Annotated in this window: 17 protein-coding genes; 8 read left to right on the forward strand and 9 right to left on the reverse strand. The window is 67.2% G+C overall.

Going from position 1 to position 20,574, the window contains the following annotated elements:
- Positions 1-98: 98 nt before the first annotated feature.
- The 4 genes from HCZ97_RS03280 (at position 99) to HCZ97_RS03295 (ending at position 7,012) form a co-directional block, all read left to right on the forward strand.
- A complete protein-coding gene (locus tag HCZ97_RS03280) occupies positions 99-1,625 on the forward strand; it encodes an efflux RND transporter periplasmic adaptor subunit (RefSeq protein WP_167687246.1) in 1,527 nt (508 codons plus the stop codon).
- Between the two features lie 2 nt (positions 1,626-1,627).
- Positions 1,628-4,759 (forward strand): efflux RND transporter permease subunit, encoded by a 3,132-nt coding sequence (locus tag HCZ97_RS03285; protein WP_167687247.1) that lies wholly within the window; start codon positions 1,628-1,630, stop codon positions 4,757-4,759.
- 114 nt (positions 4,760-4,873) lie between these two features.
- Entirely contained in the window at positions 4,874-6,010 is a 1,137-nt protein-coding gene (locus HCZ97_RS03290; protein WP_167687248.1) for an FAD-dependent monooxygenase, read from the forward strand.
- A 168-nt stretch (positions 6,011-6,178) separates the two neighbouring features.
- On the forward strand, positions 6,179-7,012 hold the full coding sequence (locus HCZ97_RS03295; protein ID WP_167687249.1) for an IclR family transcriptional regulator: 834 nt from the start codon (positions 6,179-6,181) through the stop codon (positions 7,010-7,012).
- Here HCZ97_RS03295 and HCZ97_RS03300 read toward each other — a convergent pair.
- Positions 6,982-7,851, reverse strand: coding sequence for an IclR family transcriptional regulator (locus HCZ97_RS03300; protein ID WP_167687250.1), 870 nt, complete (start codon positions 7,849-7,851; stop codon positions 6,982-6,984). The genes HCZ97_RS03295 and HCZ97_RS03300 overlap by 31 nt on opposite strands.
- A gap of 119 nt (positions 7,852-7,970) precedes the next feature.
- Here HCZ97_RS03300 and HCZ97_RS03305 point away from each other — a divergent pair, with 119 nt between their 5' ends.
- A complete protein-coding gene (locus HCZ97_RS03305) occupies positions 7,971-8,918 on the forward strand; it encodes a cupin domain-containing protein (RefSeq protein ID WP_167687251.1) in 948 nt (315 codons plus the stop codon).
- Positions 8,919-9,508: 590 nt separating this feature from the next.
- Positions 9,509-11,497 carry a response regulator gene (locus tag HCZ97_RS03310; RefSeq protein ID WP_167687252.1) on the forward strand — a complete coding sequence of 663 codons (1,989 nt, stop codon included), beginning with the start codon at positions 9,509-9,511 and terminating at the stop codon, positions 11,495-11,497.
- A 54-nt stretch (positions 11,498-11,551) separates the two neighbouring features.
- On the opposite strand, the gene HCZ97_RS03315 is transcribed toward HCZ97_RS03310, so the two are convergent.
- From HCZ97_RS03315 to rocF, 3 genes are all read right to left on the reverse strand, one after another.
- Positions 11,552-11,977 carry a response regulator gene (locus HCZ97_RS03315; RefSeq protein WP_167687253.1) on the reverse strand — a complete coding sequence of 142 codons (426 nt, stop codon included), beginning with the start codon at positions 11,975-11,977 and terminating at the stop codon, positions 11,552-11,554.
- 96 nt (positions 11,978-12,073) lie between these two features.
- Positions 12,074-13,126 (reverse strand): ornithine cyclodeaminase, encoded by a 1,053-nt coding sequence (locus HCZ97_RS03320; protein WP_167687374.1) that lies wholly within the window; start codon positions 13,124-13,126, stop codon positions 12,074-12,076.
- A 59-nt stretch (positions 13,127-13,185) separates the two neighbouring features.
- A complete protein-coding gene (gene rocF, locus HCZ97_RS03325) occupies positions 13,186-14,109 on the reverse strand; it encodes an arginase (protein WP_167687254.1) in 924 nt (307 codons plus the stop codon).
- Between the two features lie 159 nt (positions 14,110-14,268).
- On the opposite strand from rocF, the gene HCZ97_RS03330 reads away from it, so the two are divergent.
- On the forward strand, positions 14,269-14,700 hold the full coding sequence (locus HCZ97_RS03330) for an Lrp/AsnC family transcriptional regulator (RefSeq protein WP_175581630.1): 432 nt from the start codon (positions 14,269-14,271) through the stop codon (positions 14,698-14,700).
- A 220-nt stretch (positions 14,701-14,920) separates the two neighbouring features.
- Positions 14,921-15,697: a transglutaminase family protein gene (locus HCZ97_RS03335; protein WP_167687255.1), complete on the forward strand. Its 777-nt coding sequence runs from the start codon at positions 14,921-14,923 to the stop codon at positions 15,695-15,697.
- A gap of 43 nt (positions 15,698-15,740) precedes the next feature.
- On the opposite strand, the gene HCZ97_RS03340 is transcribed toward HCZ97_RS03335, so the two are convergent.
- From HCZ97_RS03340 to HCZ97_RS03360, 5 genes are read right to left on the reverse strand one after another with little or no spacing between them, the layout of a single operon-like run.
- The gene (locus tag HCZ97_RS03340) at positions 15,741-17,186 is read right to left on the reverse strand and encodes an aldehyde dehydrogenase family protein (protein ID WP_167687256.1); all 1,446 of its coding nucleotides are present in this window, start codon (positions 17,184-17,186) and stop codon (positions 15,741-15,743) included.
- Positions 17,183-17,932, reverse strand: a complete 750-nt coding sequence (locus HCZ97_RS03345; RefSeq protein ID WP_254871316.1) for an MBL fold metallo-hydrolase — start codon at positions 17,930-17,932, stop codon at positions 17,183-17,185. Before HCZ97_RS03345 ends, HCZ97_RS03340 begins: the two co-directional genes overlap by 4 nt.
- The gene (locus HCZ97_RS20800; RefSeq protein WP_167687258.1) at positions 17,929-18,954 is read right to left on the reverse strand and encodes an ABC transporter ATP-binding protein; all 1,026 of its coding nucleotides are present in this window, start codon (positions 18,952-18,954) and stop codon (positions 17,929-17,931) included. Before HCZ97_RS20800 ends, HCZ97_RS03345 begins: the two co-directional genes overlap by 4 nt.
- Positions 18,951-19,724: an ABC transporter permease gene (locus HCZ97_RS03355; RefSeq protein ID WP_167687259.1), complete on the reverse strand. Its 774-nt coding sequence runs from the start codon at positions 19,722-19,724 to the stop codon at positions 18,951-18,953. The genes HCZ97_RS20800 and HCZ97_RS03355 overlap by 4 nt, the downstream gene beginning before the upstream one ends.
- Positions 19,721-20,572: an ABC transporter permease gene (locus HCZ97_RS03360; protein ID WP_167687260.1), complete on the reverse strand. Its 852-nt coding sequence runs from the start codon at positions 20,570-20,572 to the stop codon at positions 19,721-19,723. Before HCZ97_RS03360 ends, HCZ97_RS03355 begins: the two co-directional genes overlap by 4 nt.
- Positions 20,573-20,574 lie beyond the last annotated feature (2 nt).

The following is a 20,574-nucleotide window of genomic DNA, read 5'->3' on the forward strand; positions in this document are numbered from 1 at the left end:
GGCACGGATCGGGCGCAGAAAAAATTGCCTTTCCCGCGAAATACATGCGACGGAACCATGCCTGATCTTCGTAAAGACCCGGTAACAAGGAGGATTGGATGCGTATCTACTTCCGGCTGGCCATCGTGCTGGTCCTGACCCTTTGCGCCGGTGTCTTCGCCGCGACAGAGGCCCTGCGGCTGGCCGATCGCCTTGGCGGAGGCTCAGAGGCGCGCGGGCCGGCGGGCGGGCCACCCGGCATGGGGCGCAGCGCGGGGGGACCTGGTGGCGCGGCCGCACGCGCACCGGAAGTGGACGTGGCGCGTGCCTTTGCCACCACGGCCCAGCCCACGATCACCGCCTATGGCCGCCTGGCCAGCCGATCGACCGCCACACTACGCCTGCCCGCCGCCGGGACCGTCGCCGCCCTTGGCCCCAGCCTGACGGACGGCGGGATGGTCACGGCAGGCGCGATGCTGGTGCAGCTGGACACCCGGGCGGCAGAGGCCACGCTGGGCACGGCCCAGGCCGCACAGCGCCGGGCAGAGCTGGCGCTGACGGACAGCCGCCGCCAGCAGGCCGACCTGGCAGAGGATATCGCCATCCAGGAGCAGATCGTGCAGATCCGCCAGACCGAGGTCGAGCGGCTCAGCGCGCTGCTGGACCGGGGCGCGGGGGTGCAGACCGATGTGGAAACTGCCCGCCTGTCGCTTCTGTCCGCCCAGCAGGGCCTGGCCGCCAGCCGGACGGAGATGGCCAATCTCTCTGCGGCGGAGGACCAGCTTGAACTGGATATCGAAGACGCCCGGCGGGACGTCTCCACCGCCCGCGACGCGCTTCAGGACCTGACCCTCACCGCCGGGATATCTGGTGTCTACAATGGCGCTCGCCCCGTGGTGGGCGAGGCGCTGAGCGCCAATGCGGAGCTGGGCACGATCACCGATCTCACCGCCCTTGAGGTGCGCCTTAACCTGACCGCGCAGGAGATCGCCCGCGTCACCAGCCCCGACGGGCGCCTGCTGGATCTTGAGGTCACGCTGACGACGCCCGGCTCTGACAAGGCCTACGCGGCCCGGTTACACCACGTCTCGCTGACCGCCTCGGAAGAGGTCGGCACGACCCGGCAGCTGGTGGCCTGGCTCGCGCCAGAGGCCTGCCCCTGCCCCCTGCCCGGAGAGTTCGTGCTGGCCCGGATCCGCGAACCGGTGCTGGAGAACGTGACGCTTCTGCCCGCCAGCGCGGTGTCGCTGTCCGGAGAGGTGCTGGTGGTCAACGCCGAAAACCGGCTGGAAACCCGGCAGGTCCAGGTCCTTCGCCGGATCGGGGAAGAGGTCGCCATCGCGCCGCAGGACTTCACCTACGTGATTGAGCGCAGCCCGCAACTGGGCGCGGGACTGCTGATCGCCCCGCAGCTGGAGGCGGCGGACCAGACCAGGCGGGAAAGCGCGGCCCCTGCGTCTATCCGCACCCAGGATGCAACCGGCGAAGCCGTGATCAAGCTGGATGACAGTCGTCGCGCGGCGTTGATCGCGCAGGTGAAGGCCGCGCAGGACATGCCCGAACCCGCCCGGGCGCGCACCGTAGAACTGCTGCAAGGTGACGAGGTGCCCCGGCGCCTGGTGCAGCGTCTGGACGCGCGGAACTGACCATGGGCATCCTGCGCTTCTTCACCCGTCACGGCACGGCGGCGAACCTGTTCCTGCTGGGGGTTCTGATCTTCGGCCTTTATGCCGTCACCCAGATCCGCGCCCAGTATTTCCCCGACATCATCACCGAAAGCATCGAGGTCCGGGTCACCTGGGAGGATGCCTCTCCGGAAGATATCGATGACGGGATCATTGCCGTGGCAAGCCCGCCCCTGCTGGCGGTGGATGGCGTGAGCGCGCTTTCCGCCACCGCGCGGGAGGGCAGCGCCCGGATCGAGCTGGAGTTCGAGCCCGGCTGGGACCTCAACCAGGCTCTGACGGATGTGGAGGCCGCTATGCCCGGCGCCTCGTCCCTGCCCGACGGGGCCGAAACGCCCGAGATCGCCCGTAATACCTGGCGCGACCGGGTGCTGGACGTGGTGCTTTCGGGGGATTTCGACCGCGTCCAGATGGAACGCTACGGAGAGCAGCTGGAATCCGACCTGCAGCGCGCCGGCGTGACCCAGGCCAGCCTGCGTGGCCTGACCGCGCCGCGCATCGCCATCATCGCGGACCCCGCCGCCCTGGCGCAATACGGGCTGACCCTGTCAGACCTCTCTGCCGCCGTGCTGGAAGAGGCGCGCCAGACGGCCTCCGGCAGGCTGGAAACAAGCGCCACGACCCTGCGCGCCGGGGTCGAGCGGCGCGACGCAGAGGCCATTCGCGCCATCGAGGTGGAGACCGGTGAGGGCCCGATCCCGCTGGACCAGATCGCCCGCGTGGAAAGCGACCCCGCCGGGTCGGGGCGGGCCTATTTCCTTGAGGGGCGGGCGGCTGTCTCCATTTCCGTGGAACGGGGCGCGGGCGGGGATTCCCTGAAGATCGAAAAGACCGTGCGCGCCGTGGCCGACCAGTTCCTGGAGACCGCCCCGGAGGGGCTGCGCGTGGACCTGATCCGCAACGAGGCCGCACAGATCATGGCCCGGCTGGAGATCCTGCTGGAAAACGGGGTCTTCGGCCTTCTGCTGGTGCTGGTGCTGCTCTACCTCTTCCTGTCCCCCTCTGCCGCGATCTGGGTGGCGGTCGGCATCCCGGTGTCGCTGGCGGCCGGGGTCGGGCTGATGTGGATGACCGGGCAATCGGTCAACATGATCTCTCTCTTCGCGATGATCCTCTGCCTTGGGATCATCGTGGATGATGCCATCGTGGTCGCGGAACATACCGAGTTCCGCGCCAAGACCCTGGGCGAACCTCGCCCCCGCGCCGCCGAACGCGCGGCCCTTTGGATGCTGGGGCCGGTGCTGGCCTCGACCGTGACGACGGTCGCGGCCTTCCTGTCGCTGACCTTCATCACCGGGCATTTCGGGTCCTTCCTGGCCACGATCCCCCTGGTTGTCGCGGCCGTGCTGGTCGCCTCGCTTGCCGAATGCTTCCTGGTCCTGCCCCATCACATGGCCCATGGGCTGAACGGGCTGGACCGCAGCTGGGTCGGGGCCCCGGCGCGGATGGTCACCCGCGCGTTCGACAGGCTGCGCCTGCATGTCTTCGTGCCGCTGCTGAAGTGGGTCATCCGTCTGCGTTACGCGGTCCTGCTGCTGGCCATCGGTGCCACCCTGCAGGCCGCGCTGATGATCGCGGAGCGCGATGTGCAATGGCGCTTCTTCTCAGCCCCTTCCACGCCCACGCTGTCGCTCAACATCGCCATGGTGGACGGTGCCACGCGGGAGGACACGCTGGCGATGCTGGCAGAGATGAACCGCGCCGCCACTGTCGTGCGGGACCGGTTCACGCAGGAGTACGGCGCCGATCCCGTGGTCTTCATCCTGAGCGAGGTCGGTGGGATGGCGGGCCGGGGCCTGGCCACGGGCGACGACAAGGATGCCGATCTGATCGCTGCCGTGACCATCGAACTGATAGAGGCCGACGCGCGCCCCTATGAGCCCAACACTTTCCTGCAGGCGCTGGAAGCAGAGATGCAGCGCCCCGAGGAACTGGAAAGCTTCGCTTTCCGGGCCGGGCGCTACGGGCCGGGCGGGGACAGCCTGGACGTGATCTTCTACGGGCAGGACCTGGAGGATCTGAAGGCGGCCTCGCTTGCCCTGCAGGAGGCGATGGAGGCCTATCCCGAAGTCACCGGGATGGAGGACAACCTTGTCTTCTCCGGCCTGGAGCACGCGCTGGCGCTGAACGGCTACGGCCGCGCGCTTGGCCTGCAAAGCCGGGGCCTGGCGAGCGAGCTGAAGGCGCGGTTGTCCGGTCTTGAGGTGATGACCTACGTGGATGGCACGCGCGAGGCCAGCGTGGAGGTCGAGCTGCCGGAGGGCACCGTGACCGCCGCCTACCTGGACGAGATCCGCCTGGAGGCCCCCACCGGCGAATGGGTGCGCCTGGGCGAGGTCGTGGATGTCTCCTCTGCTCCCGCCATCGCCGCGCTGCGCCGTGAGCAGGGGCTGAACCTGATCCGGGTCACCGGCGAGATCGGCGATGAAGACGCCGCACGATCAGAGGCAATCCTGGGCGCGTTGGAACAAAGCATCCTGCCGCGCATCGCCCGGACCCACGGGGTCGGTTACCGGTTCGACGGGCTGAAGGCGCAGGAGCAGGCCTTCCTGAGCGAAGCTGCGGTGGGCTTCGGCATCTGCCTGCTGGGCATCTACATGACCCTGGCGCTGGTCCTTGGCAGCTGGCTGCGCCCGCTGACGATCATGTCCGTGGTGCCCGTGGGGCTGACCGGCGTGGTCTGGGGGCACTGGGCCTGGGACATGCCGATGTCCATCTTCTCTGTCGTCGGCATGATCGGGATGAGCGGCATCATCGTGAACGATTCCATCGTGCTCGTCTCGGCCTTCCAGGACAAGCTGGCGACACGCGCCACCATCCCCGCCGTGATTGAGGCCACCGCCGAACGCCTGCGCCCCGTACTGCTGACCACGCTGACCACGGTCCTGGGCCTGGCGCCCCTTCTCTTCGAGCGGTCGACCCAGGCGGAGTTCCTCAAGCCCATGGTGGTCACGCTTTGCTACGGGCTGGGCCTGGGCTTCTTCATCGTGCTGCTGGTGATTCCCTCTCTCGTGGTTGCGCAGCACGACCTGCGCCGCGCGCTAAAGAGTACCCATCGGTACCTAAAATCGCGCTTTCAGCGCCGCATGGCCTGAATAATCAGCAAACAAAGGGGATTTGGCGCCCGGAAGGCTTGCGCGGTTGGTGGCTTTGTGCCCTTATACATTTAAGAACACATCGTTCATATATGGACATACGGGAGATATGACATGCTGAAGATCGGTATCTGTGGTGGTGGGCCGGGCGGCCTGGTGGCGGGGCTGGCGTTGTCGCGGCAGGGCCACGAGGTGGCGATCTTCGAACGGACGTCCTCTTACGGGCGCATCGGCGCGGATATCAACCTGACGCCGAACGCGGTTCACGCGCTGGACGGCCTGGGTATCGGAGAGGCGCTGAGAGAAACCGCGGCACGCCCCCAATACCGGATCAGCCGAACCTGGGACACGGGCGAGGAGACCTCTCGCCTCGAGATGCAGGGAGACCGCTACGAGGCGCCGCAACTCACGATCCACAGGGCCGATCTGATCACTGCCCTTGAGTCGAACATGAAACCGGGGGTTTTGCGTCTGGGCGCGCAGGTGCGCACGGTGACCCCCCTTGAGCAGGGCGCAGAGGTTGTTCTGGAAGACGGCAGCACGGAGGCCTTCGACCTGGTGATCGGCGCGGATGGCATCCACTCGCTGGTGCGCAAGGCCCTTTTCGGAGAGGACCACCCGAAGTTCACCGGCCTGGTCTCCTGGCGCGCGGTCTTCCCGCGCGAGGTGGCCGGCGACATCCCCAACCTGGACAGTTTCACCAAGTGGTGGGGGCCGACCTCTGACCGTCAGCTGGTGGTCTTCCCGCTGCTGCGCGGGGAAGAGGTCTTTGTCTTTGCCACCACCCCGCAGACCGACTGGTCCGAAGAGGGCTGGACCCTGCCCGGCGACATCGAAGAGCTGCGCGCCGCCTATGCCGATTTCCACCCAGAGGCCCGCGCCATCCTGGACTGCTGCACGACCGTGACGCGCTCTGCCCTGCATGTGCGCGAACCGATGGAGACCTGGTCCAGGGGCCATGTCACCATCATGGGCGATGCCGCGCATCCCATGGTGCCCTTCATGGCCCAGGGCGCGACCATGGCGATCGAGGACGGCGTGGTGCTGGCCCTTGCGCTGAAGGATGCCTCCCCCGCCGATGTGCCCGCCGCCCTTGCCCGCTATGAGGGAGCGCGGCTGGACCGCACGGCCAAGGTGCAGCGGGGCAGCCTGGCGAACGAATGGCTGAAGAAGCCCGAGAACGCCGATTGGGTCTATGCCTACAAGGCCTGGGAGGCCTTCGACACCCCCGAAACCGCCACCGCAGGCTGACGCCCCGGCCCGGCTGTGCGCGACCGCAGCCGGGCCCCGCAGCCGCGCGGTTCGCGCCCTGCCTCCCCCGCCGGGACGGTTCGCTTTCTCAGCTCTTGGTTGCATTCCCATAACGAAAGAAACGCGGAGTGCTTGCTTTCGGCCGGTCTCTGTTCAAAATGGCACAAGATGTCCATTGCCGGAGCCGGTCCCATCCAAGACGACACCCCTGCCAAGACCGCCTATGACGTGCCCCCAGTTACCCGGGCCTTTGCCCTGCTGCGCTACATCGCGGAAGGGCACCGGTGCCGGAACATGTCCCGCGCGGCCTCTGAACTGTCGATCAACCGCACCACGCTGATCCGCCTGCTGCACACGCTGGAGCGGGAGAAGATGATCGAGCAGGACGCCCAGGGCGGCGGCTACATCCTGAGTTTCGGCGTGCTGGAGCTGGCCTCTCACCTGTTGGCCAGCCGCGATATCGTTCGCGTCTCTCGCCCGCTGCTGTCAAGGCTGGCGGCAGAAACGGGGCTGTCGGCGCACCTGGGCGTGCTTTCGGGCACCGATGTCATCATCCTGGCGCGCGAAACCCCGGATGTGCAGCTGGTCAGCAATATCCGCGAGGGGTCCCGCCTGCCCGCCCATGCCACGGTCATGGGCCGCATGATCCTCAGTCACATGCCGCGCGAGAACGTGCAGGCCCTGCTTGAGGGCCATGACTTTCCCGCCATCACCGATCAGACCCCGACCACGATGGACAGCCTGTTCAGCCAGCTTCGCCAGGATCGGGAGGCCGGGCTGGCGTGGTCCGTGGCCTTTTTCGAGGAAGGCATCGGATCCTGCGCCGGCGTGGTGCTGGGCATGGACGGGCGGCCGCTGGCAGCCATCAGCGTTTCCGGCGCGCAATCGGCCTTTGACGCCGGATCGGACAAGCACGAGGCCATCGCCCAGGGCGTGCGCCAGACCGCCGAGCGGCTTTCGGCGATCATGGGTTACACGGCGGCGGGCGAACTGGCCGGCTGATCCCAGCCCAGCAGGACAGAGATCCGGGCAGCCGTGGCCACCAGGGCCTCCCGCACTTCTCCGCTGACCAGGGCCTGGGTTTCGGGCGATTGCGGCGCTGTGACGTTGATCGCGGCCACGACCTGGCCTGTCATGTCCCGCAGCGGCGCGGCGGCAGAGACCATCCCGGCCTCGAAATCACCCGTGTGAACAACGCTTTGCGTCTTCCGATCCGTGGCGGCCTGCGTGACGATACCGGGCAGGTTAGGCCCCTTGCCGCGCGGGCCGCGTTCGTTGCGGAACAGGCCGATCAGCTCGTCCTCCGGCAGGTCGGCCAGCAGCACCCGCCCCATGGTTGTCGCCCGCGCCGGCAGGCGAGAGCCGACCTGGACGATGGAGCTGTCCCGCTGCGGCCCCGGCACCCGCAGCACGTAGAGCACGGAGGCCCCGTCGAGCACGCCCAGGTGCACGGACCAGCCGATCCGGTCGCGCAGCTGTTCCAGCGCGGGTTGGGCGATCTCGACCACCTCGCGGGTGGCGACATAGCCATAGGTCAGGCGCAGCACGCCCGGCCCCAGCGAATAGCTTTGGCTGCGCTGGTCATGCAGCAGGCAGCCGGCCTCGTTCAGGGTATAGACCGTGCGGAAGGCGGCTGAACGCGTGATCCCCAGCTCCCGCGCGATGTCGGACAATCCCAGGGCGGAGCGGTCGGGCGTGAAGAGCTTGAGCACCGCCAGCCCCCGGATGAGGCCCGGAACAAGGTAGCGGTCTTCTGTTTTGGCGTCTGTCTTTGCATCTGCTTTCCGGTCTTCGGCCCCGGGGGCCGGGGCTTGCGGGGAATCGGCGTTTGGGTCGGTCATGTCGTGCTCCGGGATCGGCAGATGTGCTTTGCGGGCAAAACACCGTATGCCATATGAAACGCTGCGGCGGTAGGTTTGGACCAGACGCAAACAGGACACAAGCCGAAAGGATCAACAGGATGACCGTGCAGGACCAGGATTTCAAAACCCTTAAGGATGCGCTCAAGGCCCATACCGGCCGCTTCGTGGACAAGACGTTCGACTGGAATGCCTTCCCCTCCAACGCTGGCTTCGATGACCTGGCGCGGGCGCAGATGCGCTTTATCGGCGCCGGCGGGTCGCCCAAGGTGGGCGACACCACGACGATGAAGCCGGACAACTTCACCGTCTCGCTGATCTACAAGGAGCCGGGCAAATACGCCGCCTGCCACTCCCACGAGATCGAGGAGAGCTTCCTGATCATCGACGGCGCGCTGATCGTCGGCTGGGAAAAGGACGGCGAGGTCTGCGAAGTCAACCTGGGCCCCAAGGACATGATCCTGAACGCCCGTGAAATCGGCCATGGTTTCCGCGTGGACGGCGTGGAGCCGGTGATGATGTCGATCTCTGTTGACGTGGGCAAGCCGCTGCCCCCCGTCTACCATTACCACCCCAAGGAACATGCGCCCGAACTGGCCCGCGCCTTTGGCGCAGAGCCGGGCAAGACCGTTTATTATGACCCGAACGGCGAGCATCCCCTGCAGAAGCTGATGTCCAAATACGTCGTGCGCCACAACGAGCTGGAGACGATCTGGGAAGACGCGGGCTTCAGCCGCAAGATCTACTGCGGCCCCGGCGGCGTGGAGACCGACACCTGCCGCAAGGAAATGCTGGGCGTGCCGAGCCGCGTGGGCGTGAAGCCCTTTACCCGTGACGTGGAGGATGCCTTCCTGGTGCTCGAAGGCTCGCTGACCGTGGGCTGGGAAGAAGACGGCGAAACCGTGGAAGTCGAACTGGGTCCGCGCGACCTTGTGAAGACCCCGGCGGGGCGCAAGCACTGGTTCCGCAACAACGGCGCGCAGGCTGCAACCGTCTGGTATATCGTCGGTTCCGCGGAGCCCGAAGCGGTGAACTTCGAAGCCGCCTGAGCGCTTTTTACCTGATGTGCAGGGGCCGTCCTTCGGGGCGGCCCCTTGCGTTTTCGCCGCCCCTTGTGCGCTGGTGCAGGGTGCATGAGGCGGGGTTTTCGGCGTCGGTGGGACGTCTGTTTCCTGTCGGTATCACGTCGGTATTACGTCGGTGCGCAGCGCGCGGTGGGGTAAGGGATTGGTGATGTGTGGGGATGCACAGGCTGCGGGCTTTGCGCCCGGGTTTCCGGCGGGGCGGCGGCGGAGAGGGACGGCGGCCTCCGGCGGGAGTTTTCCGGCAAGAAGAAGACTGGGGTGGGGTGCCATTCGGGGGCGGCGGGGGGCTTTCACGCGCGCCCTGCGGTGAGCACGGGAGGCGCAGGCCGACGACGGGCGAAGGGCCCTCGATGGGGGCTTCGGGCGTTCGCGGGCCTTTCCTGCCAGGGGCTTTCCTGTGGGCTGGGCGCGCCGGTTGATTGCGGGTTCCCCGGGACCGGGGCAGGCCTGTTGCGCGGGGTTGGCAAGCGCCGCTTTCCTGTATCGTCTTTTCATTCTTGCATGCTATGGATGCAAGACATGGACCCGACACCCGCCTGGCGAAAGGACATTGCATGTCGAGCGACCCGGAAAGCCCGAAGGCCGGCCTGCGCCATCTGGCCCGTTTCCTGAGCGATGCAACCGGTGCGCGGATGGGCATCCTGGTCTTTGCCCTGATCTGCATGTTGCTCATCCCCGGGCTGACCCTTCTGGGGCGCGATCACCAGAGCGATTCCGAGATCGCCGCCACGGGGCTGCCGGTTGCGCTTCAGGACCTGGAGCGCGCGCTTGGCTATGACGGGTTCATTCACCACTTCAAGAACGCCATCCTGCGCCCGGACGAAGGCGTCTACCACGACCTGGCGGTCGAGGATTACGAGACCGCGCTGGAGATCCTGCGCGACATCCAGGCCATGGGCCTGGCCATCGACGAGCGCTTCGACATTGCCGCCCTGGAAGGGACCCTTGCCATCTACCGGGAGAACCTGGATGCCGCGCGCGAGGCTCAGCTGGCCGGGCTGAGCATCGCCGAGGTCGACGCGCTGGTGCGCACCCCGGATGCCGAGGCCGCGGCCGACCTGGACCGGCTGCATCGCAGTGTCACCGCCGGGCTGACGGACTGGCTGGCGCGGGATTTCACCCGGTCGCGGATCCAGCTGGCGGCGCTGTCGGGGATGCTGTTCCTGATCGCCGTGGTGCTGTTGATGTTCCTGGTCGCCACCCACCTGGCCAGGCGCGAGCGCGAGCGTCAGTCCATGGAGCTGCATGACAGGCTGGCCTCTCTCGGGCAGCTGACCTCTGGCATTGCCCATGACGTAAACAACCTGCTGGCCACGATCTATTACGCCGTGGACCTGACCCTGGGAGAGACGATCCCGGACACCTCCCGCAAGTTCCTGACCTCGGCCCAGCGGGCGGTGGAGCGGGGGCAGAACCTGACCGCGCGCCTGCTGGCGTTTTCGCGCCCCCAGCCCGGGAATGCCCAGACCGTCGAGGTCGCCAGGCTGTTCGAGACGATCAAGGAGCTGGCGGCGCCGCAGCTGGACGAGGGGATCCGCCTGCGGCTGAGCGAGGAGAGCGCGGGGCTGACGCTGCATTGCGATCCCGCGCAGGTGGAGAACGCGCTGCTGAACCTGGTGCTGAACAGCCGCGATGCGATCAAGATGTCCGGCCAGGGCCGCCTGATCACGCTGAATGCGCGGATCCACGAGGGCGACCAGCTGCCCCATCACGGGCGCGACGGGGACAAGGTTATTCACCCGCTGCCCGACGAGGCCGGCGCCCGCCCCCTGCGCGCCAGCGAACATGGCTACCTGCTGATCAGCGTGCGGGACGACGGGCCGGGGATGCCGGCGGATGTGCGCAAGCGCGCGCTGGAGCCTTTCTTCACCACCAAGGCATCGCAGAACGGCAGCGGCCTGGGTCTGTCCATCGTCTACGGCTTTGCCCAGAGCGCCGGCGGCGACATGCAGATCCGCTCTGCCCCGAAGGAGGGGACCGAGGTGCAGCTCATGCTGCCGCGCGGCCAGAGCGCCGATCAGCCCCTCCCCTCCGCCACTGCGGAGCGCACGGCGGGCCGCGGGCCGATCAGCGCGGTGATGAAAGCGGTCGAGAAACGTGTGCCGGAGGGCAGCGCGGGCCCGGTGGCGCCGGCCGGGGGCGCCGCGCCGCGGACAACGGTCCTGCTGGCCGAAGATGAGCCGGGGCTGAGAGAGCTGCTGACCGTGACGCTGGAGCAGAAGGGCTTCGAGGTGATCTCTGCCGAGGACGGGCGGCAGGCCCTACAGCTGGCGACATCGGGCGAGCATTTCGACCTGTTGCTGACCGATATCGTCATGCCCGGCGGCATCGACGGGTTCGAGCTGGCGCGCTCCGTCCGGGAGAGCTTCCCGGATCTGCCGGTGCTTTACCTGACCGGCAACGCGGGCCCGATCCTAAGCACGCAGGTTGCGGTCAAGGCCCCGGTCCTGCGCAAGCCCTGCCCGCCCGACCGCCTGTTCGAGGCCATTGCCAAGGCGCTGCCAAGCCTGTCGCTGGCGCCGATGGGACAGCCGGAAACCTGATCAGCCTGGTGCGTCGCGCGCCGGGATTGCCCGGGAGGATCGGGGATCGGCCTGTCAGGCCGTATCGCGCTCTGCCAGCAGTTTCTCGATGGCGGCCAGCAGCTGCTTGGGGTGCACCGGCTTCATCATCCGCAGGTTGGCCCCGACGGAATCGGCCATCTTCAGGAAATGGTCATCCGTCGGCCCGCCCAGCACGCCGGAAATCGCGATGATGGGAATGTCATGGGGGGTCGCGCCCGTGTCCGGGCGCTTGCCGTTGCGGATGTTGCCGATCAGGCGCAGCCCGCCGTTGCCGACCATGACGCCGCCCTGGCGAATGAAGATATCGGTGATGGCAAGATCGAAGACATCGGAGCTGAGCGCCTCGATCGCGACCGATGCGTCAGAGACGATCCGAACCTCGTGCCCGACCTGGTAGAGATACTGGGCCATGAGTTCGGCCTGATCGGTATCATCTTCCAGCAACAGAATTTTTGCCATACCAGCTTACCCGGAAAACCACCTGTTCCCTGTCATGTTTAAGCGGAACCGCGTGACGCTGCAATCGTGCGATGCGGTTTGGGAGGGAGGGGCCCTTCAACCCTGGCCAGAGCGGATCAACATGCCGAAGAGGTCACGGGGGTCATCGGGGTCCGCCAGAAGATCCAGCGGCTGGGCATAGGCGGTCTGCGCGATCAGCCCGTGCAGGTAGCGCAGGGCCGAGAAATCCTCGATCGCGAAGCCGACGGAATCGAACAGGGTGATCTGTGCGGCATCGCGCCGGCCCGGTGCCGTGCCCCGCAGGACTTGCCAGAGCTCTGTCACCGGGTGGTCGGGGGCAAGCTGCTGGATCTCGCCTTCGATGCGGGTCTGTTCGGGGTATTCCACGAAGATATCGGCCCTGTGCAGGATGGCCTGGGCCAGTTCGGTCTTGCCCGGGCAATCGCCGCCGATGGCGTTGATATGCACCCCCTGCCCGACCATGTTGTCCGACAGCACGGTCGCGTTGCGCTTGTCCGCCGTGCAGGTGGTGATGATCTGCGCGCCCTGCACTGCCTCTGCGGCAGAGGGGCAGCAGGTGATGCGGAAGCCCTGGGCGGTGAGGTTGGTGCGGGCCTTTTCGGTGGCGCGGGGGTCGATGTCGTAAAGGCGCAGGTCGGTGATGCCGCAGATCGCGCGGAAGGCCAGCGCCTGGAATTCGCATTGCGCGCCGTTGCCGATCATCGCCATGACCTGCGCGCCCTGTGGCATCAGCCGCGTGGCCATCAGCGCCGAGGTCGCCGCCGTGCGCAGGGCGGTCAGCAGCGTCATCTCCGACAAGAGCAGCGGGTAGCCGGTATCGACGGAAGCGAGCACCCCGAAGGCGGTCACGGTCTGGAAGCCGCGCGCCATGTTGGCGGGGTGGCCGTTGACGTATTTGAACCCGTAGAGCGCCTTGTCCGCGGTCGGCATCAGCTCGATCACGCCATCGGGGGAATGGCTGGCAACGCGGGGCGTCTTGTCGAACTCCGGCCAGCGCAGGAAGTCCTGTTCGATCGCCTCGGCAAGGCCGCGCAGGAAAGGCTCCACCCCCGTGTCGCGGACCAGCTGCATCATCCGATCGACGGAGAGGAAGGGCACATAGGCCAGCGCGGAGGGCTGGGGCTTCATCTGGCGGGGCATGGTCTGGAGGGTCATCGGGGCACCTTTCTGGATCAGGTCGCGGGGATTCATTCAGCGCTCAGGCGGGCCGGGGCGCGCGCACCGGCCAGGCTGGCGGCCAGGTCGACCATCAGCCGAGCGGTGCGGCCCTGGACGTCCAGCAGGGGGTTGAGCTCTACCAGGTCGAGGGCGGAGACGAGGCCGGAGCGCTGCAGCACCTCCATGATCAGATGCACCTCAGGCCCGGAAACGCCGCCGGGGACGGGGGTGCCCACGGCGGGCGCGATGGCGGGGTCCAGGACATCCACGTCCAGGCTGACATGTAGCAGGCCATTGGCGGCGCGCACGCGGGACAGGAAGCGGGTGAGCGGGGGCAGCACACCCTTTTCTTCGAGGCGGCGCATATCCCGACTGTCGATCCCCAGGGACTGGATACGCCGGGCCTCTGCCCCATCGACGGAGCGCAGGCCCATCAGCAGGACATTTGCGGGATCGACCGCATGGGCCAGCGGCGGGAAGTCCGCGAAGCCCGCTTCGCCCAGCGCATAGGCCAGAGGCGTGCCGTGCAGGTTGCCCGAGTGGGTCGAGCCGGGGTCATGCAGGTCCGGGTGGGCATCGAGCCAGAGCAGGAACAGCGGGCGCCCCTGCTCTGCCGCGTGGCGGGCCATGCCCGTCACCGTACCGGCAGAGATCGAGTGATCGCCGCCAAGGAAGATCGGCAGGTCATGGGCGCGTGCCGCAGCCTGTGCCGCATCGGCCAAGGCCGCGGTCCAGGCCACGATGTGGCCCAGGTGGTGGACGGCGGGATTGGCATGTGGGCGCGGGCGTACCCCGGGGATGCCCAGATCGCCCAGGTCGCGGACCGTCCACCCCTGCCTGGACAGCGCGCGCCCCAGCCCGGCGCAGCGCAGGGCGTCAGGCCCCAGTGCGCAGCCCGGGCGATCCGTGCCGGTTTCGACGCGCGCACCAAGTAGAGAGATCGTTCGGGTCATCGGCCACTCCTGTCATCGCGCCCCATCCTGTCCAATCGGGGGCTGCCTTCATCGGGATGGCCTGAGTTTGCCGGTTTGAAACGCCGTTTTCGCGTGGTAAATTGATCATATAAAGGCATTTTTCGGCCATTTTGGCTGCTCTATTGGGCGAAATGATCAATGGCAGAGATCCTATCGGAAACGGACCGGGCGCTGATCGGGGCGCTGCGCGGCAATGGCCGGGCCTCTGTCACGGAGCTGGCCCATGGGCTGGGCCTGTCGCGCACCACGGTGAAGACGCGGCTGGATGCGCTGGTGGACAGCGGCAAGATCCGGCGTTTCACCATCGAGACCGACACCGACGTGGAAGGCGGCGTGCGTGCCATCACCATGGTGGAGCTTCAGGGCAGCATGAGCCGGGGCGTCATCCGCACCCTGTCGCGCCTGCCGGAGGTCTCCGCGATCCATTCGACCAATGGGGCCTGGGACCTGGTGGTGGAGATCCGCACAGACAGCCTGGCCGCCTTTGACCTGGTGCTGCGCGCGATCCGGGATGTGCCGGGGGTCGTGAACTCCGAAAGCTCCATCCTGCTCAGCCACGTCGGCGGGTAGCGATCCGCCTGCCATCCCCGGGCCATGCCTGCCCCGGCGTGGTTTTGACCTGGCTGGTGAACAGGGTTGGTGAAGGGGGCGGCAGAATGCGCGCCGCCGGCCCTGTGCGCGCCTTTCCTTCGGGCTAGCTGTAACGACCTGTTGGCCTTTCCCGCGAATCTGCGAGAGGGTCACGGAACAGGGGCGGTGTTCCATCGTCCTGTCAGCTGGAGACTTCCCAATGCGCTTCGAGATCGACGTCCGGATGCGGTACCGCTTTTCCGAGCCAAATACCGTGGCGCTGGTGCTGGAAGCGGCCCGCACCCCGGGGCAGATCGTCCAGCAGGAATACCTGCAGATGGGCGATGCGATGGTCACGCGGATCGGGGGCGATTGCGGCATCGGCACGCGGATCTGGGCGCAGATCCCCGGCACGGAGATGCAGCTGACCTACCAGGCCACGATCGAGACCACGCGCCCCGCGCTACAGCTTGACCTGATGTATTCCGCGCCCCTGCATGAGCTGCCATCAGAGGCCGCGCCCTTCATCCGCCCGTCGCGCTATTGCCAGTCCGACAAGTTCGTGTCTTTCGTCAATAAGCGCTTCGGGCATCGCCATGGCGGGGCCAAGGTGGCCGCGATCCGCGACTGGATCGAGGACAACCTGTCCTATGTGCCGGGCAGTTCGGACAGCGATACCAACGTGCTGGACACCTTTGCCGGGCGCGAGGGCGTCTGCCGGGATTACGTGCACCTGTTCTGCGCCATGGTGCGCGCCGCCCAGATCCCCGCCCGCGCGGTGGCGGCCTATGGGCCGGACGTCTGGCCGCAGGATTTCCACGCGGTGGCAGAGGTCTGGCTGGATGGCAGCTGGCACCTGGTGGATGCCACGGGCATGTGCGCGGCCATCGACCTGGCGGTGATCGCCGTGGGACGGGATGCCTATGACATCGCCTTCATGGAATCCCAGGCCCCGGCCACCCTGCTGACCCAGGAGGTGCGGGTGAACCGGGTCTAAGGGCGCCCAAGGTCCTGGGCACCCCCGGTCTTCTGCGCCGGTGCTAGCGCCAGCCTTCGGGCAGCAGCACCGCCTTGACCTCGAGAAACTCCTCGATCCCGTATTTGCCGCCTTCGCGTCCCTTGCCGGACAGGCCGTAGCCGCCGAAGGGGCTGCCCCAGCCCATCCCCTGCCCGTTGAAATGCACCATGCCGGCGCGCAGCGCGCGCGACAGGCGCTCTGCGCGGTCCCGGTCGCCGGTCTGGACATAGGCGGCCAGCCCGTACTCCGTGTCATTGGCCAGGCGGATCGCATCTGCCTCATCCGAGAACGGGGTCAGGCAGAGGACGGGGCCGAAGATCTCTTCCTGCCAGATGGTCATCTGGGGCGTCACGTCGGCAAAGAGCGTGGGGCGGGCGAAATGCCCGCAGGTGGGGCCATCGGGCAGGCCTTCGCCCCCCGCCAGAAGGCGCGCGCCCTCTTCGATCCCGGCAGAGATGAAATCCTGCACGCGCTGCCACTGGATGCCGGAGGCAAGCGGGCCGATATGGTCGCCCTCTTGCGTGGGATCGCCCAGCTTCGTGCCCGCGATGGCATCGGCGGCGATCGCGCAGACCTGGTCGTAGACCGAGCTTTCCACGATCATCCGGGTGGGCGCATCGCAGCTTTGGCCGGTGTTCAGCATGACCTCTGCCACCGAGTCCCGCACGCGCTGTTCCAGATCTGCAGCGCAATCGGCGAAGACCAGGTTGGGGCTTTTGCCACCCAGCTCCAGCGCGACGCGCTTGACGCTGTCCGCCGCGCCTTGGCTGATCGCCACCCCGGCGCGGGTGGAGCCGGTGAAGGAGACAAGCCGCACGTCGCGGTGACGGGTCAGCCGCGTGCCGGCCTCTGGCCCGGTGCCGTTCACCAGGTTGAAGACGCCCGGGGGCACGCCGGCCTCATGCAGGATTTCGGCGTAGACCATGGCCGAGAGCGGCGTCAGCTCTGACGGTTTCAGCACGCAGGTGCAGCCGGCGGCCAGCGCGGGCAGCACCTTGAGCACGATCTGGTTCATCGGCCAGTTCCACGGGGTGATCAGCGCGCAGACACCTGCGGCTTCCTTCACGACCCTGTCGCCGTTGGGCAGCACCTCTTCCCAGTCGAAATCCTCCATGGCTTCCAGGAAGCCTTCGAGGTGACCGATGGCCACCCCGGCCTGGTCGGACCGCGACATGGAGATCGGCGCGCCCATCTCCGTGGTGATCGCGCGAGCCAGGTCCTCGTACCGGTCGCGGGTCACCTGCAGGATGCGTTGCAGCACCGCGATACGCTGCGCAGGCGTTGTGGTGGACCAGGCGGGAAAGGCGGCATGGGCGGCAGCGACGGCGGCATCCACGTCTTCGGCATCGGCCAGGGCGATCTGCGCGACGGTCTCTTCGGTGGCGGGGTTTTCCACCTCCATCCGGGTGGAGGCATGGGGCGCGACCCAGGCGCCGTTGATGTAGAAGGCGGTCTTGTCTTCAGTCATTCCTGTTCTTTCGTATCGAGCCAGGCGCGGATGATCGCGCGGTGGCGGTCGCCGTCGTAGCTGGCAAAGTGGCCGCCGTGGACCGTGCGCACCGGCAGCTCCAGCAGACGCTTCATGGAGGCAAGGTAATCCTGCGCATCGGAATGCCAGGTCTCTTCGATCAGGGGGCCGTCATAGACGATATCGCCGGAAAACAGCGTTTCGCTTGCCGCCTCCCAGAGCGCGATGCCGCCGGGGGAGTGGCCGGGGGTGTGGATCACCTCGAAATGGCGATCGCCCAGGTCGATGACGTCGCCGTCCTCCAGAAGCCGGGTCGCGGGGGCCGATTTCACCTTGTAGGTGGCAGAGCTGTAGGGCGCGGGCGGCAGGGCATCGAAGATGTCATCGGTCACGTAGGGATCGGCCATGGTCCAGTCATTGCGCGGATTGGCCAGGATATCGGCCTCTGCATGGTGCACGCAGCGGTCGGGGAATTCGTGGTGGCAGCCGATGTGATCGAAATGGGTATGGCTGGCCACGCAGGTCACGGCGCGTTCGGTGACCAGCGGCACCCAGTCGCGCAGGGGCAGGACGCCCATGCCGCTGTCCACCAGCATGTCCCCGTCCCGGCCACGGACGTGCCAGCAGTTGCAGCGGTAGAACTCCTTGATCCAGGGTTCGGAAATCAGGGTGACGCCATCGGCCTTGCGGTCGAGGCGATACCAGTCTTCGGGGCGGGCACGTTTCAGGGTCATATCAAGGCTCATGCGGGAAAGACTGTCAGATCCTCGGGGGCCACGGCAAGGGCAATGCGCGTGCCGGGAGGCGGAACGTCGCCCGGGGGCAGATGTGCGGTCAGGATGACCTCTGGCGCGGCCTCCGGCGCCAGATGCGCGCGGCAATGGGTGCCGAAGAAGGCGGCATCCTTCACGACAGCGGTGCCAAGGGGCAGCGATCCGGTGGTGCCAAGCGCCTCTGGCCGCAGGCAGAGCGTCTGGGGGCCGCTGGCGGCGACGGGCAGCGTGCCGAGGGGCGTTTCAAGCGCCGCGCCGGTGCCCATGGCGGCGATCTGGTTCATTTCCCCCATGAAGCCGGCGGCGAACAGGGAACGGGGCTGGCGGTAGATCCGCTGCGGCGTGCCCTCATCCTCTATCCGCCCGGCGTTCATGACGACGATGCGGTCGGCGATGGCCATGGCTTCCTCTTGATCATGGGTGACATGGACGAAGGTGGTGCCCACGCGGCGCTGGATCTGCTTCAGCTCATCCTGCATCTGGCGGCGTAGCGCGAGGTCGAGCGCGCCAAGCGGTTCGTCCAGCAGCAGCACCTCAGGCTCCACAGCAAGGGCGCGGGCCAGGGCGACGCGCTGGCGCTGCCCGCCCGACAGCTCATGCGGGCGCTTGCTGGCCGCCTGCGCAAGGCCAACGAGGTCCAGCATCTCTTCGGCCTTGGCGTGGCGCGCGCGCCGCCCCTGCCCCGCCATGCGCAGCCCGAAGCCGACGTTGTCGCGCAGGCTCATGTGCGGGAACAGCGCGTAATCCTGGAAGACCGTGGTGGTGGGGCGTTTCGCGGGGGCCACGCGGGCCATGTCCTGCGTGCCGATCATCACGCGCCCCTCATCGGGCTGGACAAAGCCGCCCAGCACCGAGAGAAGCGTGGTCTTGCCGCAGCCCGAGGGGCCCAGCAGGGTGACGTATTCCCCGGCCTCGATCGAGAGCTCGATCTGGCGCAGGGCGTGGTAGGTGCCGAACCAGTGGTTCAGCCCTGTCAGCGTGACGGGGGCGGTCATTTGCGTTTCCCGAACAGAAGGGTTTCCATCGCCAGGACGACCACCACGGAGACGAGGAAGACGAGGCTGCCGATGGCGTTGAGCCGCGGCGAGAGGCCGGAGCGCAGCATCGACCAGATCTCGACAGGCAGGGTGACGTCAAAGCGGGTGAGCAGGAAGGAGATGATGAATTCGTCCCAGGAGAGCGTGAAGGACAGGAAGAAGGCCGCCGCGATGGCGGGCAGCAGCATCGGCACGGTGATCAGCAGGACCACCTTTGCCTCTGTCGCGCCAAGGTCGCGGGCGGCGCGTTCGGCGCTGAGCTGCTGCGCACCCATGGAGGCATAGATGATCGAGAAGCAGAGCGGCAGGTTGATCACCACGTGGCCGATCCCGGCGGTGCCCAGCGAAAGGCCAAGGCCAAGGCCAAGGCGCTGCACCATGATCAGAAGGCCCAGCCCGATGATCAGGTAGCTGACGCAGAGCGGCGCGATCAGCATGGCCCGCATCAGCGTCGTGCCCGGCAGGTGGTGGCGCGCCAGCCCATAGGCGGCGGTAAAGCCCAGCAGCGTCGCCACGGCCGAAGAGCCGAGCCCCACCAGCATGGAATGCCCGAGCGCCGCCATCAGGTCCCGGTCCCCCAGGATATCGGCATACCATTGGAAGGACGGCCCGTTGAAGGGCGGCACGGGCAGCGTGCCCCCCTGGAAGGAGAAGAGCACAAGCGCGCCGACAGGCAGATAGATGAAGACACCCATCGCGGCCAGGAAGATCCAGGGAAGTGCCTTCATATCCGATCAAGCCTCAGCCAGCGGGCGCAGGCCAGGTAGGCCAGCGTCACAAGGCCCATCAGCACGATGGCCAAGGCGGCGGCCAGCGGGAAATCCGCGCGCCGGCCCAGCTGGACCATGATGACCTGAGGCACGGTCAATTCGGTATTGCCGCCCAGGATCTGCGGCGTGATGTAATCCCCGATGCAGAGCACGAAGGTCAGGAAGGCCCCGGTGACGATCCCAGGCAGCGTCAGCGGCAGCACCACATGGCGGAAGGTCTGAAACGCGCTGGCCCCAAGGTCCATGGCCGCGCGTCGGTAGTTCGGCGGTAGCTGGATCAGGTTGGCAAAGATCGTCAGCGTCAGCAGCATGGTGAAGAAATGGACAAAGCCCGTGACGGTAGCGAAACGGGTATTGGCCAGGGTGATCGGCTCCGCGATCAGGTGCAGGCTGAGCAGCACCTGGTTCACCACGCCCTCTTTCGAGAGCACCGTCAGCCAGGCATAGGAGCGCACCACGTAGGAGGTCCAGAAGGGCAGGATTGCCAGCAGCAGCGCCAGGCGCTGCCAGCGCTTGGGCACCCGGAAGGCGATGATCCAGGCCAGCGGATAGGCCAGCGCCACGGAGACCGCCGTGACGGTCAGCGTGATCTGGAGCGACACGACCACCGCCCGCCAGAGGTAGCGTTTTTCCAGCAGTTCGCGGTAGTTGTCGGCATGCAGGCCCCAGACAAGGGTGCGCCCCTCCAGCGTGGCCAAGCTCATCGCGGCCATGACCAGGAAGGGCACCACGAAGAAGGCCAGCGTCCAGATCAGGGCCGGGGCGGTAAAGCCCCAGCCCCTCAGGGTGTCACGTGACAGGCTCACCT

This window comes from Pseudooceanicola sp. HF7 (assembly GCF_011806405.1).
Lineage (GTDB): Bacteria > Pseudomonadota > Alphaproteobacteria > Rhodobacterales > Rhodobacteraceae > Pseudooceanicola.